9 protein-coding genes and 1 pseudogene are annotated in these 14,953 nt (G+C 60.6%); 6 read left to right on the top strand and 4 right to left on the bottom strand.

Features of this window, described 5'->3' with window-relative positions; genetic code table 11:
- The first annotated feature begins 12 nt into the window (after positions 1–12).
- Both JIN78_RS04475 and JIN78_RS04470 read left to right on the top strand, forming a co-directional pair.
- On the top strand, positions 13–3,330 hold the full coding sequence (locus tag JIN78_RS04475) for a UTP--glucose-1-phosphate uridylyltransferase (protein WP_200390740.1): 3,318 nt from the start codon (positions 13–15) through the stop codon (positions 3,328–3,330).
- A gap of 12 nt (positions 3,331–3,342) precedes the next feature.
- Positions 3,343–3,969, top strand: a complete 627-nt coding sequence (locus JIN78_RS04470; RefSeq protein WP_200390739.1) for a YceH family protein — start codon at positions 3,343–3,345, stop codon at positions 3,967–3,969.
- A 314-nt stretch (positions 3,970–4,283) separates the two neighbouring features.
- Here the strand turns inward: JIN78_RS04470 and JIN78_RS04465 are convergent, their stop codons facing one another.
- Both JIN78_RS04465 and JIN78_RS04460 read right to left on the bottom strand, forming a co-directional pair.
- The gene (locus JIN78_RS04465) at positions 4,284–5,843 is read right to left on the bottom strand and encodes a hypothetical protein (protein ID WP_200390738.1); all 1,560 of its coding nucleotides are present in this window, start codon (positions 5,841–5,843) and stop codon (positions 4,284–4,286) included.
- A 155-nt stretch (positions 5,844–5,998) separates the two neighbouring features.
- Positions 5,999–7,915, bottom strand: a complete 1,917-nt coding sequence (locus JIN78_RS04460; RefSeq protein WP_234037791.1) for a hypothetical protein — start codon at positions 7,913–7,915, stop codon at positions 5,999–6,001.
- Positions 7,916–7,940: 25 nt separating this feature from the next.
- On the opposite strand from JIN78_RS04460, the gene JIN78_RS17225 reads away from it, so the two are divergent.
- Positions 7,941–8,219, top strand: coding sequence for a hypothetical protein (locus JIN78_RS17225; protein ID WP_234037790.1), 279 nt, complete (start codon positions 7,941–7,943; stop codon positions 8,217–8,219).
- On the opposite strand, the pseudogene JIN78_RS17935 reads toward JIN78_RS17225, so the two are convergent.
- Positions 8,174–8,641 (bottom strand): annotated as a pseudogene (locus tag JIN78_RS17935) (RNA polymerase sigma factor); the annotation flags it as partial. The gene JIN78_RS17225 and the pseudogene JIN78_RS17935 overlap by 46 nt on opposite strands.
- Positions 8,642–8,780: 139 nt before the next feature.
- Positions 8,781–9,548: an N-acetylmuramoyl-L-alanine amidase family protein gene (locus JIN78_RS04455; RefSeq protein WP_200390736.1), complete on the bottom strand. Its 768-nt coding sequence runs from the start codon at positions 9,546–9,548 to the stop codon at positions 8,781–8,783.
- Positions 9,549–9,811: 263 nt separating this feature from the next.
- Here JIN78_RS04455 and JIN78_RS04450 point away from each other — a divergent pair, with 263 nt between their 5' ends.
- The 3 genes from JIN78_RS04450 (at position 9,812) to JIN78_RS04440 (ending at position 14,944) form a co-directional block, all read left to right on the top strand.
- Entirely contained in the window at positions 9,812–12,502 is a 2,691-nt protein-coding gene (locus JIN78_RS04450) for a DEAD/DEAH box helicase (RefSeq protein ID WP_200390735.1), read from the top strand.
- Positions 12,503–12,586: 84 nt separating this feature from the next.
- Positions 12,587–14,503 (top strand): selenocysteine-specific translation elongation factor, encoded by a 1,917-nt coding sequence (gene selB, locus JIN78_RS04445; protein ID WP_200390734.1) that lies wholly within the window; start codon positions 12,587–12,589, stop codon positions 14,501–14,503.
- A 63-nt stretch (positions 14,504–14,566) separates the two neighbouring features.
- On the top strand, positions 14,567–14,944 hold the full coding sequence (locus JIN78_RS04440; protein WP_200390733.1) for a DUF3127 domain-containing protein: 378 nt from the start codon (positions 14,567–14,569) through the stop codon (positions 14,942–14,944).
- Positions 14,945–14,953 lie beyond the last annotated feature (9 nt).

Raw genomic sequence — 14,953 nt, 5'->3', positions numbered from 1 at the left:
ACGCTCCCTGCCATGCTTACCGACCTCATCACCAGTGCTGATGCCTCCACCCGCGATCAGGCCCTCGCGGAGGCTTGCCAAGCGCTCTCCCTCGAAGAGCTGCTCGCCGAAGCCCGCGAGCTGGACCACTTTCGCCGTCACGAGGACAATCTCTATCAGCGCGTGCGGGCTCTCTTCTTTCTCTATGCCCTGCACCGCTTTCACCTCCCGCCCAAGATGACGGGCCGGGCAGTGGGACGCATCCCCTTCGCCGGGCACGAGCACCTCCTCGACCGCCGCTTTCAGGAAGCCATCGACACCTTTCTCGCCGCCCAGGAGCGCGCGGGGCCCGGTGACGCTCTCTCCTCGGCTTTGGCCAGCGCCTACCATCAACTCGCCTTCCAAACCCTCGCCGACCAAGTCCGCAAATCCGTCCGCACCGTGCGGGGCAACCAGTGGATGTTCCGCATGGGGCATCCCGCCGACCATCCCCTGCGTCTCAAGCGCGAACTCCTCGACGACTCTGCGGGCAGCTTCCCCCTCCTCCTGGAGCGCACCCCGGTGCGCATGGACCTGACCCACAGCGCCTGGTCCGACATTTTCTTCCTCGGTATGGACTTTCCCGAAGGGGCCAAGGTCATCAACGTCTCCATCGACCTCGGGGTCCACGGTCGCGATGCCGAGACCGCGCCCCCGGTGGAAGCCTATCTCCGCGTCATCGACGAGCCCGTCATCCGCCTCACCTCCATCGACCTCAAGGCCACCGCCCGCATCGACAACCTGGGAGAAATCTTCGATTTCGCCAAAGACCACCTCGGCCTCCTCAAGGCGGCAGTCATCGCGGCCGGCATCGTCCCTCCCGGCATCGAGGGTTCGGGACAAAAGCTCTCCCACCTTTTGGAAAAACTCCTCGGGCCCGGCAAGGGGCTGGAGCTGGTTTCGTCCGTCAATAACATCCCCAAAGGCTCCCGCCTCGCCGTCTCCACCAACCTTCTTGCCGCCCTCATCGGGGTCCTCATGCGAGCCACCGGACAAACCGAGTCCCTCACCGGACCCCTGCAGGAAAACGAGCGCCGCCTCATCCTCGCCCGCGCCATTCTCGGCGAGTGGATTGGCGGTTCCGGCGGGGGCTGGCAGGACTCTGGCGGGGTCTGGCCCGGCATCAAGCTCATCTCGGGCGAAGAAGCCGGCCCCACCGACCCCGAACACGGCATCTCCCGCGGCCGCCTGATGCCCAAGCACCACGTCTTTGACGAAGAGGAAATCCCCGCCAGTGCCCGACAGGCTCTGCAGGACTCCCTCGTCCTCGTGCATGGAGGGATGGCGCAGAACGTGGGCCCCATTCTGGAAATGGTGAGCGAAAAGTATCTCCTCCGTTCGAGCAAGGAATGGCAGGCCCGCCAGGAGGCCCTCACCCTCTTGGACGAGCTCATCAACGCCCTCAAAGCCGGGGACATCCAGGCCCTCGGCAAGGCCACCACCCGCAATTTCTACGGCCCTTTGCAAACCATCATCCCCTGGGCCACCAACCTCTTCACCGACACCCTCATCGCCCGGGCCTTCCAGCACTTCGGCGACGACTTCTGGGGATTCTGGATGCTGGGCGGGATGTCCGGCGGCGGCATGGGCTTCATCTTCGCCCCCCATCGCAAGAAGGAGGCTCAGGAAAAAATGGCCGAAATCATGCTCGCCGAGAAGCAGCGGCTGGAAAAAGCCCTCCCCTTCGCCATGGACCCGGTGGTTTACGATTTCGCCATCAACCCCCACGGCACGGTGGCGCAACTATTAAGCGCCCCCGGCGAGCGCCTCTTTCCGCCCAACTACTACCAGGTTCACGTTCCCCAGCTCTTGGCCCGGGAGCAGAGCAAGCTCACCCCCCTGCAGCGGCAGGACCTGCTGGCCTACCGCGATGCCTCCCTGCAAAATCCCCGTTTCGAGGGCTCCATTCACCAGCTCTTTGATAGCGTTCTGCCCAAGAATGCCAGCGGCTCGGCCCAGGGCCCGGACAGCTTGGACCACCTTTTGAAAGAAAACGGCTTCGACAGTAAACTGCACGAAGCCATTCGCGAAGATCTCCAGCGCGGTCGCCTCGGCTTGGCCCAAAACCGCCTCCCGGCCAGCACCGACCTGAGGGATGTCACTGCCGACGACGTCATCGACACCACCGCCGGACTCGCCGAGGAATCCCGCCGTTTGGGCGAAGAAGCCCTCCGCCAGGGCGAAGTCGCGGTCGTCACCCTGGCCGCCGGAGCCGGTTCGCGCTGGACCGGGGGAGCCGGCACTTGCAAGGCCCTCAATCCCTTTGCCCCCCTCAAAGGCAGCTTCCGCACCTTCCTCGAAGTGCACCTCGCCAAATCGCGCAAGGTGGGCGAGGAAGCGGGCACCCCCCTGCCCCACCTGTTCACCACCTCCTACCTCACCCACGAGCCGACCGCCGCCTTTCTGAAAGCTGTCGACAACTACCGCTACCCCGGCCCCCTTCTGCTGTCGCGCGGCCAATCAGTGGGCTTGCGCATGATCCCCACCGAGCGCGATCTGCGTTTCGCTTGGGAAGAAACCGCCCAACAGCGGCTCGACGAGCAACAGGAAAAAGTGCGCGAATCCGCCCGCAGCGCCCTCATCAACTGGGCCCGCACCGCCGGAGAGGCCAGTGACTACACCGACAACCTACCCCTCCAGTGCCTCCACCCGGTGGGGCATTTCTTCGAGGTCCCCAATCTCATTCTCAACGGCACCTTGCGCCGCCTCTTGCAAGAGCGCCCCCAGTTGCGCACCCTCATGCTGCACAACATCGACACCCTCGGAGCACAGGTCGACCCAGAGCTCCTCGGCCGCCACCGGCAATCGGGCCAAGGCTTCACCTTCGAGGTCATCAACCGCCGTCTCGAAGATCGGGGAGGAGGGCTGGCCCGCGTCAATGGCCTCCCCCGCCTGGTGGAGGGGCTAGCCATGCCCAATGACGAGGCCGAATTCGACCTCACCTACTACAACACCCTCACCACCTGGATTGAACTTGACGAGCTCCTCCAGCTCATCGACTTGACCCGGGAGGACATTTTACAGGACAAAAAGGGGAAAATTCAAAACGCCCTGCGCCAACTCGCCCGCCGTCTACCCACCTACATCACTCTCAAGGAGGTCAAAAAGCGCTGGGGCCATGGTCAGGAAGACGTCTTTCCCGTGGCTCAATTCGAAAAACTCTGGGGCGACCTCTCCACCCTACCCGAAGCCAAGGTGGGCTACTTCGTCGTGCCCCGCCTGCGTGGGCAACAGCTCAAGGACCCTGCCCAGCTGGATGGCTGGTTGCGCGACGGCTCGGCCCAGTATATCGAATCCCTCTGCCGTTGGTAGCCTCTCCGCCCCATGAAACACTTTCCCGAACTCCAGCTCACCGCCGTCACCGCCCGCATCCTGGGCTGTCTCTTGGAAAAAGAGGTCACCACCCCCGACCTCTATCCTCTCACTCTCAACAGCCTCGTCACCGCCTGCAATCAGAGTTCCTCCCGGCATCCGGTCAGCAATTACAGCGCGGACGAAGTGAGCGAAGGTCTCCGGCAGCTCTCCGAAGACTATCTTGTCACCAAGGTTCTCGGCGGACGGGCTCCCAAATACGAGCACAACCTCCCCGATGTCCTCGACCTCAGTGACGGCGAGCGGGCCGTCCTCACCGTCCTCCTCCTGCGCGGCACCCAGACCACCGGCGAGCTGAAGCAACGCAGCGAACGGATGCATAACTTCTCCAGCCTTGATGAAGTGGAAGAAATTCTCAGCGGTTTCATCGATTACCCGCACGGTCCCCTCGTGGAGCGCATTCCCTCCGGAGCCGGTCGCCGGGTAGAGACCTTCCGCCATCTCCTGGCCGAAGATTCCCTCCCGGACAGCTCATTCCCCAGCAATGACCGCGAAAGCCAAGATTGGCGGCAAGAGATGGAACAGCGCATTGAGGCTCTGGAGAAAAAGGTCGCCGAATTAATAACAGCTCGCTCCTAGAGCTTAATACCAAGAAAAGGATTCAACTAGGAAAAGGATCGAGGTTCGGGTGCTCAAGTTCAAGGCGGAAAGAGAGCGTGATGCGGGCATCACAACCGATTGACAACGCGCAAATTGGAATCCTGAACCCGAAATGATGAGTCCGACCGCGCAGCGCATTTTCTTAGCAAAAAGGTCCCTTCATTTCACCAGATGAAGACTTGAGTTGGTCTAACTCGCCCAGCACCACGGTGAAAAGCCAGCCTCTGGCTGGGCTCAGAATAATTCCAAGCTTCCCGCTCGAGTGAGCCTCTCGCTTCTTGGAGGTGACTCCCTCACTCATCTAACACTTGCAGTATTTTTCCAAGATGCCGCTCGATCTCCTCGTTGGAATGCCCCTCGAGCCGTGCCCTGGCGACATTTTGCAAGAGTCCCTCCCGAACGAGCCGGACCACGGGGGCGGGAGTATTCGCCTTAAACTGGCGCATCGTCTGCCAATCCTGCTCTCCGATCGATGAAAAAAAGCGCTCCACCATCGATTGCGACAAGAGGGCTCGCAGCTGTGGTGTTCCCGGGTTTTCCTCCAGCCAAGACGCCGAAGAATCAGGATCATGGACATACCACCTCTCAAAAAGGTCAGCCCGGCATTGCTCCCGCCATCTCTCATCCACAAACTCAACCAGCTTGAAGCTCTCCCCCACATTGTTTGGGTCCTGCAGCTGCTGAATCAAGAGAGTTGCCCGATGCCTTTCCAAAAGCGCCATTCTTTCGCTGCGGGCAAACTCCTGCAACCACTGCCGACCCTCTTCCGTCTTCACGCGGGTAAAGCTGAGAAGCAACTGGTTGATAGTCTCTTCATCCGTGATATGGTCGAACCAAGCCAAGCGCTCTCGGTCCGTCTCTCCCCCATTTGAAGTCTCCCCGCTGCTTCCACTTCCCCAGAGAGCTTCCGCCAAAGCAACCGCCGCCTCCTGCTGCCCGTCCGGTGAACGCACCCGACGCAACAACTCGCCGGCATCCACTCCCTCCCTATCAATCGCCCCCAAAATCAACCTCTTCACGGTCGCGGTGAGCTCTGACCCCGGCAACTGCTCCTCCGCCCATTGCAAAGCCGCAAACGGATCTTCCCGTGACCACACATCCACCAAAGGAGCAATGAACAAGCTCGCTTCCTGAACACTCGCCTCCCCTTCAACCCAAGCAGAAGCCGCGGCATAGTCCTCCTCCGCCCAGGCCACGAAGGCCTCATCGGCAAACAACTCTCCCATGCCATCATCACGGTCCAATCCCAGGCGAATCGCCTTCTGGGGATTTTGCAATCCCCACCTCTCAATCAACTGCTTGCGGGCGTCCCGGGTCCTACTTTCATCCCACTCAAAAATGAGTTCCGCCGCCACCCGGGGATCGCCGTCAATCAACCGCTGAAGAGGTTCCCCACTGAGGAAAAAGGAATACCCGCTCCGGTGCATTCCGTTCTTGAGCGCGTAACGCAAGCCCCGCTCAGGATCGACTTTTGCCAACCGCGGAGCCAACTCGCGATGGAACTCTTGCAGATAAGGCAAGGCTTTCCCTTCCTCCATGGCGGCGAGCACTCCTTCCAGATCCTCCTCGGCCCAACGTCTCACGAGCGCTCTCATCAAACTCACCTCGCGACTAGAATAGCCGGAGTTCATGACCCCTCGCGCGAAGCGCTCCTGATAGTGCTGCCAGGCATGCTCCGGCCCCAAGTCTAACCAGCGTTCGACAATCAGGTCCATGGCCACCCCGCTCCGCTTCGGCAAGGCCTCCAAAAAGCGAGGCATTTCCTCCACCGTCGCATTTTCCAGCTCCGCAACCCAACGCAACCAAGCTTCCTCGCCTCCCTCCCTTCGCTGCCAGTTCGTGAGACCTCGCACGACGGCTACCCGCTGCTGGTTTTTCCACCTAGTTTGCGATTTGGTCGGAGCACGATTAGCCACAAGCTCTTCCTTTGACTCCCGACTGGACCAGCTCGAAAAATATCCTATCGAGAGAGCAAAAATGGGAACCAACAGATAAAACAATCTCTTCTTCATTTCAAAAAACTCTCCAGCAACGCTCGTTCTTGCGCAGTCAACTCCGCCTCCTCCAGCCCCTGCCTCACCTTCTCCACGCCATGGTAATCCATGGCGGAATGCACCATTCCTGCTCGTTGGCTGTCTGGCCCAAGAGCCGCGAAAATCTGCCAAAAGTAGGGCAAGCCATCTGGAATGCGGCACGTCCCCCAAACCATGCCCTGCAACTGCTCTTGGGAAAAACTGCCAAATCCCTTTTGAGCAACCCAAGCCATCGCCTCCTCCGCATCAGACTGGATCCAAGCCCCAACCCCCTGCCCCACAAAATTTTCCACAATACTCTCATCCGCGTGCCCCTTCATGACCTCATTCATCCATTGATACGCCGACTCCGGGTCCTCCGCGAGATAGGACCCACCCAAAGACAAAATCAAGGGCTGAAAATCATTGAAGCTCTGATAGGTGCCCGCATCCATCAACCGCTCGAAAATCGGAATCCAAGCCTCGTGATCGATCGCTTCCTCAGAAGCCGAATGAGGCAACTTTTGTAAAGCCTCCCCCTCAAATTCCCGTGCCCAGTGAGGAAAATCAGCCACCAATTTCTGCAACTTCGGTAGATTCACCTCCCGCCCCAGCAACCCGTTCACCACATTCTTACGCGCAGCTGACTCTGCCCGCTCTCCGTCCGCGAGATCGACAAACTCCACGGCATCCCAATCGGAAGTCTGCAACAGCTGCCACGCCACCGACCGAACCAACTCTTCCCTTCCTGGACTAGCAGGAATCTCCTTAACGGCCTCGGCAAGCTCCCGCCACTTGGCCGTGAGATCCGAGCCGTTGCCCGAATCCCGAAACTGGTTATCCATCTCCGCCAACAAGCCATGCTGCGCTAGAATCGAAATCATTCGCGCGGGATTACGAGTCAACTCCTGCCGAATCACTTGACCCATTTTATGGTGCATCGTCCGAGCCGGAATTTTCCTCAAATTCTTGCCCCACCACCGGAACGCTCCTTCCAAATCCTCGTCCACCACCTGAGTCAATGCCAGAGTCGCCAGACGCGAATACAGAACCTGGCGATCCCAACCCTTCGGCAAATCACCACACACCTCATCCAATTGGGTGAGCATCTCACCCGGTTGCGCCTCCGCCCACCCTTCGGCAACGGCAAAGAAGCGCTCAGTGTGAACTTGGTCAAGCTCCCCCGGATGCTCCTTGATCCAAGCCAAAGCCGCCCTGGGATTGAGTTTCCCCCAAGCTTTTAACGCCGCCGTCAAAATCACCCGCTGGCTGTCGCCCTCTATCATCAAAGCCCGATCCCGAAGCTCAAGGGGCCGACTCTCGGCAACCAAGGCCAAGCCCTCCGTCAACGCACTCGACACCCCCAATCGAAAGGGTAATTCTTCCAGAAACTCGAGAAACATATCCGGGGATTGCTCCGCCAAGATGAGAGCGGCGGATTCAGGAAACTGCCTCTTTTCATCCTCTGCCAACCAAGCGAGAGTTCGCTCCATGGCTGCCCTCGGGTTTGCCTTCATCCACTCATCCAAAAAGAGATACCGGTTCGACCAACTCCGCCCCTGGTAAACCTTCTCAAATCCACCCAAGGCATCCACTCTCACCCAATTCGCCATCAAGACTGTCTCCAAAGACGCCCGCACAAATCCTTTTTCTCTTTGGTCCACTTCTTCATAAATCTTCACCATTCCCTCACTCGTCCGACCGTGTTTTTCAACGAGCCGACGCCACTCATCAACCACCTGACTCGGAGGCAGAGGCCGCTGCCGCAGCTCATCCTCCAACTTCGTCTCTCTCCCCACAATCGCGGTTTGCGCGACCGCCCCTCCTCGCTCTTCACGGGCAGTCAACTCCCGGACTCCATACCCGACCGGCACTGCTGCCAGGGTCACCCCGACCGCCAATAAGGTTGTCATTTTTGAATTCATTGCGCTTGCCCCAGTGGCTATCGATGAAGAGCCCAAGGACGAGCCCGAGGTGACAGAAAATTTTGCCAAACCGGCCGCCGCCGCCGTCCCGACTCCTCCCGCCTGCGAAACAACCCCTGCTACCCCCGCCGTAAATGCCGCTCCCGGAGCAGACATCCGTAATGCCCGCGCCAAACGCTGCTCGACCTTCTCTCTCAGGATATCCCGCCCTCTCTTCAAGCGCTGCTTCACCGCATCGGGACGCATGCTCAACTTCTCGGCAACCGCCGCTACCGACTCCCCCTCGCGATAAAACAAGATCATCGGCAGACGATATTTCTCCGGTAGCTCCGACAAACTGCTCATGACCAAGTCAAAGTCATCGCTTTTCACCACAAATTCATCCGGCCTCAAACGCGAGTCGGCACCCTCGAACTGACTCTCTTTCGTCGTCTTCTTCTCAGACAGCAGCCGAAGCGCACTGCGTCTCGCAATGGACACCAACCACGACCGAAACTTCTCCTCGGCTTTCAACTGCCCTAAGCCCTTCCAAGCTCGCACAAAAGCCTCTTGCGCCGCATCTTCGCTCAAAGTTCGCTCCCCAAGGACAGAAAGGGTCACCGAAGTCACCAGATTTTGGTAGAGTCCCACCAACTCCACAAAAGCGCGCTCATCTCCCCGCCGGGCCCTTCGCACCAAAGCCAACTCCTGCTCACCAGTCACACTCTTTGCCATCATCTACCAAGAGCAAACCACTCCCCGGGCGGTGACAAAAATCTTTTTCTTTTTCCCTCACCGCAGAGTCAACAACGACCCTGTAAAGCTAAGGGATCCTATGGGAACCAGAAGTCAGAACGATACCGCTCCGGACCGTTCAAGAACCGGGTGGGTCCGTCGGACGGGAAGGAGGCTGCCAAAGAGGCTGTGGCCGCGCCCCAGTTCCTTGGTCGCCTAAACGGGCCTGCACGCTGACCGCTCTGGCAACGGAGTCAGCGAGCCGCTCGCGGTAGGAGGGGTTGGCGCAGAGCCTGGCCTCGGTGGAGTTGGAGAGATAGCCGAACTCCAGGAGAACACAGGGCACATCGGGATTGCGAGTGAGGCGAAGTCGGCGGCGTTTGAGACCGGCATTCCCCTGCGCGGACGGGACAACGGCTTCCAAACCCTCTTGGATGCGTGAGGCCAAGCCATGGGAGTCCACTCGCCAATAGTAAGTCTCCGGTCCGCGAGTTGAGCCCCCACCACTGCCGGTAGAATTGTAATGTAGGCTCAGGAGAATGGCACCATCGCGTTGACTTGCCAGCCGAACTCTTTCGTCGAGATCGATGAAGCGGTCGCTCTCACGCAGCATGATGACCTCGAAGTCACGGCTCAGCTTCTTTTTGAGCCTCTGAGCGGTATCCAGCGCGAGATCTTTTTCCTTTTGGCCAGTGGTTCGCGAGACGGCTCCGCTGTCATGACCGCCGTGCCCCGCATCGATGATCACCGTGCGGAAGCCTCGCGGTCCTTCCCGATGGCCCCACTCGTCCCGAGTGAGGGAGACTCCCGCAGCCGATGGGGCGGAGCTCGGCCCCCGCGAAGCGCAAGAATTGAGCAATAGGCAGCAAGCGATGAGCGAGAGGGCGGCAAAGAGAAACGGCTTCACGGTCGAGTCGAGGAGAACTGAGAAGCCAAAGAGCTGCTCAGCGGATGAAGACTATCACGATGAGGTGCGCAAAAAAGTCCCGAAAGCGCGGAACCCTATCAAACAAGACCCTCCCCACTGCGGTGAAAAGTCGACAACAGGCCCCCCCTACCGGGAAATTGGGGGGCTGGCCTTGGGGGCGAGCGGTCCTTTTTACTGCACTCTGACACTGCCGGCCCAATCGAAGCTTGGGCTCCACCACTTTTCCGAGGCAGACTATGACTGTGAGCGCGTCCCTTCACCCCTATCTCGCTGCGCAAAGCTGGTTGGCGCGCTTTGACGACCACATCCTCGTGCAGGGGAAAAAGCTCGCCAAAAAGCCCCTCCTGCCCGACCTCGCGCTGGTCGAGAGCGAGGATGGCGGAGTGCAACTGACTGCCACTTGTGAAGGCGCCGAGGTCGAAGTCAATCTCTGGCCCGAAGACGGCGGGGAGTGGGATTTCGACACCTTTTGCTCCTGCGATCACGCCTACCAGTGTGCCCACGCAGCGGCCGTTCTCTTTCTCACCAGCAAGGCAAACACCTTCTCCCGCTTGCAACGGGGAGGCGGAGGAGCGCCCGCCGCCTCGCCGGCCGCGCCAGAGAAAAACCTCCCGCCCGAGCCCAGTGGCGAGCCGGAAGTTCCGCAATTTCACCTCCACCTCACCCCCGAGCCGGTCGCTTCCAAGGTCACCCGCCTTTTACTACAAGCCCTGCGCCAGCAGGACCGCGAGATGTGGCTGGTGGCCCGCCCCACCGTGAGCTACGGCCCTCACCGTATCCCCCTCTCCTCTCTACCCCAGGAGTCGCCCTTTCCCCGCGATGCGGCCCGCGAGCGCCGGGCTCTGGAGCAGCTGGCCACCATCGGCTTGACCTCCATCGCGGGGCAGCCCTCCTTTCGCTTTCTCCTCGGGCTGGCAGCCAAAGAGAAACAAGGCTCCCTGGCCCCGGAGGCCTCCGCCTTTTTTCCCGAACCCTACCAAACCACCCCCGACCTCTATTGGCCCTGGTTCCGCGCCACCGCCATTCCCAAGCTGAAACAGGCGGGCTGGGAGGTCACGGTCGAGCCCGACTTCGGCCACCACATCTACGAAGTTTCCAGTAGCGACCTAGAGGCTCGCCTCGACGAAACCCCCGGCGGCTGGTTCACCCTCAGCGTCGGCTTCGAGGTCGATGGCGAGTCCTTCGATCTCCTGCCCATCCTGCTGAAGCTCTTGGAAGGCGATACCCTCGATCAGCTGGCCACCAAGGCTCCCGACGATCGCCACCTCGTCTATCTTCCTAATGGATCCGCGCTGCACCTTCCGGTGGCCCGCCTCCAGCAGGTCCTCAACCATCTCTCCGTCGTTCTCGATCCCGACTTCCCGCTCCATCCTCTTGATGCCGCTGCGCTGGCCGAGGAGTTCGACATCAAGACCACCGCCCCGAGCTTGCAAAAGCTACGGCAAAACCTTGCCGAGAAAAAAGAGCGCATTCCCCAAGAGCCTCCCCCGGGCCTGCAGGCACAGCTCCGGGCCTACCAGCAAACGGGCTACGAATGGATGAGCGCACTCGCCGACAACGATTTACACGGCATCCTCGCCGACGATATGGGCTTGGGGAAAACCATGCAGACCCTGGCCCTCCTTCTTTCTCGCAAGGGGCCCGAGCCCAGCCCCAGTCTCGTCATTGCACCCACCTCCGTCGTGCCCAATTGGGCCGCCGAGGCCAAAAAGTTTGCTCCCAGCCTGCGCGTGCTCACCCTCTCCGGCCCCAAGCGGGCCAAAGCCTACCCGGCCATCCCTCATGCCGATCTCGTGCTGACCTCCTTCGCTCTTCTCCAGCGCGATATCGAAAAACTCAAAAAGCACGCCTTTCGCTTCGCCATCCTCGACGAAGCCCAGCACATCAAGAACCCACAGGCCAAGGTCTCGGTGGCTGCCCGCCAGCTGAAAGCCGAACACCGGCTCTGCCTGAGCGGCACCCCGGTGGAGAACAATCTCAGTGAACTCTGGTCCCTCTTTCACTTTCTCATCCCTGGCTTTCTCGGCGATCTACAGGCCTTCCGCAGCCGCTACCAAACCCCCATCGAGAAGGACGACGACCTCGAGCGCCGCGAGGCCCTGCGCACCCGCCTGGCCCCCCTCATCCTCCGCCGCACCAAGGACGAAGTGGCCACCGATCTGCCTCCCAAGACCATCCTCGTCCACCCCATCGAGCTAACCACCGCGCAAAAGGACCTCTACGAATCCGTCCGCGTGACCATGGACAAGCGAGTGCGCGATGCCATTGCCGCGCGCGGCCTTTCCCAATCGCAAATCACCATCCTCGATGCCCTGCTCAAGCTCCGCCAGATTTGCTGCCACCCCGACCTGGTGAGCGGAGAATGGACGGGACCAGCTGGCGAAAAACTTTCCACAGTGAAGGCCGCTAAAGAAAAAGCGGCCCGCTCCGCTAAACTCACCTATCTCTTCGAGCTGCTGGACATCCTGTTCGCGGAAAATCGCCGCATCCTACTCTTCTCCCAATTCACCACCATGTTGGGCCTCATCGAAGAGGAGCTGACCAAGCGCAAAGTGCCCTACCTCAAGCTCACCGGTGCCTCCTCAGAGCGCGGGAAGCTGGTGGAGAAATTTCAGAGCGGCTCCATCCCCATTTTCCTCATCTCGCTCAAGGCCGGGGGCACGGGCCTCAATCTGACCGCTGCCGATACCGTCATCCACTACGATCCCTGGTGGAATCCGGCGGCAGAAGCCCAGGCCACCGACCGGGCCTACCGCATCGGCCAAACCAAGCCCGTCTTCGTCCACAAACTTCTCTGCAACAACACCGTGGAAGACCGCATCCACCGCCTTCAGCAGCAGAAGGCCGTCCTTGCCAATTCCATTCTCGATGCCGCCAGCCAAGGAGTCCCCGACGAAGAAACCCTCAGCCAATTGCTCGCTCCCCTGGGCTGAGAGCAAAGACGATTTCACCACTCACGCCGCCATGAAAAGGTCTTCCCTTGCAATGGAATCGCGATTGGCAGACCGTCGGAGAGAATGAACTTTATCCTCGGGACAGCGGGTCATATCGACCATGGAAAATCCTCGCTGGTGCAAGCCCTTACGGGAACCAATCCCGACCGCTTGCCCGAGGAGCAAAAGCGCGGAGTCACCATCGAGCTCGGCTTTGCCCACCTGGCCTTGACGGGGCCTGATGGGGAGGACCTGCAGGTCGGGGTCGTCGATGTCCCGGGCCACGCCGACTTCGTCAACAACATGGTCGCCGGAGTGGGAGCACTGGATTTGGCCCTCATCGTGGTGGCCGCCGACGATGGCTGGATGCCCCAATCAGAGGAGCACCTCCACATCCTTTCTTATCTGGGAGTGACCCGGGCCGTCATCGCCTTGAGCAAAGTCGACCTCGCGGAAGATGCTGAATTCGCCGTAGAATTCGTGCGCGACGCCCTGCAAGGAAGCGCCTTTGCCGAAAGCCCCATCGTGCCTGTCTCGGCGCACACCGGGGAGGGGATCGCGCAGCTACGCGAAACCATTGCCCGCACCCTGGCCACCAGTCCCACACCGGAAGATCTTGGAGTGCCCCTGCTACCCGTGGACCGCGCCTTTTCGGTCAAAGGAATTGGCACCATCATCACCGGCACCCTCTCCCGGGGAGCACTGAGCACTGGCGACCGCCTCCTCCTGCAACCCCAGGGCCTGCCAGTCAACGTGCGGGGAATCCAGAATCACAACACCAGCTTGGAGCAAGCGCGGCCCGGCATGCGCACCGCAGTGAACATTCCCGACGTCGCGGTGGACTCACGCAAAGAGCGCGGCGTCAAGCGCGGACAAATCCTGACCCAGCCAGAGGCCGGTCATCCCAGTGACACCCTCGACGTCGCCCTCACCCGCCTGGCCCGCCCCATTCCGGCCCAGCCCGGCAGCGAACGGGTCATGAAGAACAATCAGAAAGTGCGTCTCCACCACGGCTCCGGGCGGGTGAATGCCCGGGTGAGCCTGCTGGAAGGCGAACTGGCCCCGGGCCAGAGCGGGCTGGCCCAGCTGCGCCTCGAAGAACCACTCTTCACCTTTTCCAATGACCACATCGTGATCCGCGACTGGTCCGGCGAAGCCACCTTGGCCGGGGCCCGGGTGCTCGATGCCCACGGCTCCCGACGGCATCTCGGCAAAGAGGAGCACCAGACTGCACTGAGAACTCTGGCCGCAGAAAATTCCCCCGCTGCCTTCCTACGCTATCTCCTCCACAAACGGCACTTTCTGCCCGGCAAGCCCGCGCCCCAGGACTTTCCCTACTCCAACCGCTCCTTCAAGGACGCCCTGCGGGCCTTGCAGAAAAGCAAGGAAGTCGCCCGGCTGGGGAACGGCCACGTGGCCAGCCAGTGGTGGGAGAGCCTCCTTGCCCAAGCGCAATCCCTCGTGACCGCCTATCACGAGGAAAACCCCGACCTCCCCGGGCTCCCCTTGCAAACCGTGCGCCGCCACTTTGCCCGCGAGTTCGCCCGCCTCGACCTCTTTCCCCATTTGCTGGAGTCACTGGCAGAACGGGAAATCACCAACGAGGGCGACTGCCTCAAAGCCCTCTCCCACCGCACTGACATCCCCCCCGAACTCGCCGACGAAGCCGAGGCCATCATGCAAACTCTGGCCCAAGAGCAATTGCAGGCCCCCAACCGGAAAGAACTCGCCCCCACCCCGGCCGCCGAACGTGCCCTGGCCTTTCTCATCCGCGTGGGCAAGGTCATTTCCCTGGATGAGAAAACCGTGCTCGCGGCCGAAGCGGTGACCCGGGCGGCCGAGACCGTGCGCAGCCATTTGCAGGACAAAGAGCCCGCCACCGCCTCCGAGTTGCGCCAGGTGCTCGACACCTCGCGACGAATCGCCATGCCCCTGCTGGAACACTTCGACGCCCAGGGGCTCACCCGCCGGGAAGGAGATGTGCGCTTGCTCAAAAGCTGAATCCCGACTGATAGATGCCAAGCGATCTTGACTCTTTCGGCGTTCATCCTAACTCTTCCCGCCATGGCCGCTTTCGAACTCCAAGGCAAAATCATCTCCATCAGCGACACCCAGACTTTCCCCAGCGGATTCTCCAAACGCGAATTCGTGCTCGAAGCAATGGACGGCAAGTATCCGCAGGAAATCAAATTCGACTGCATCAAGGACAAAGCCAGCATGCTCGACAATCTCTCCAAAGGCGACGAAGTGATCGTGCACTTCAACATTCGCGGCTCCGAACACAAGGGCCGTCACTACGTGAATTTGCATGCCTGGAAAATCCTGAAAGGCGATGGTGGAGACCCGGATCCAGCCACCAACCGAGCCCTCTCTTCGCTCGAAGCAGCCTTTGACAACGAGCCCGACCCGCTCGATCGCAATGAGGACGAACCACCCTTCTGATCGTCCCGC

Origin of the sequence: Roseibacillus ishigakijimensis (genome assembly GCF_016595415.1) — a bacterium.
GTDB lineage: Bacteria > Verrucomicrobiota > Verrucomicrobiia > Verrucomicrobiales > Akkermansiaceae > Roseibacillus > Roseibacillus ishigakijimensis.
This window is presented reverse-complemented; position numbering and strand designations above follow the sequence as displayed.

Coding starts and splice junctions, on each gene's coding strand:
- JIN78_RS04475 (WP_200390740.1), top strand. CDS start 13: ATGCTTACCGACCTCATCACCAGTGCTGATGCCTCCACCCGCGATCAG.
- JIN78_RS04470 (WP_200390739.1), top strand. CDS start 3,343: ATGAAACACTTTCCCGAACTCCAGCTCACCGCCGTCACCGCCCGCATC.
- JIN78_RS04460 (WP_234037791.1), bottom strand. CDS start 7,915: ATGACAACCTTATTGGCGGTCGGGGTGACCCTGGCAGCAGTGCCGGTC.
- selB (WP_200390734.1), top strand. CDS start 12,587: ATGAACTTTATCCTCGGGACAGCGGGTCATATCGACCATGGAAAATCC.
- JIN78_RS04440 (WP_200390733.1), top strand. CDS start 14,567: ATGGCCGCTTTCGAACTCCAAGGCAAAATCATCTCCATCAGCGACACC.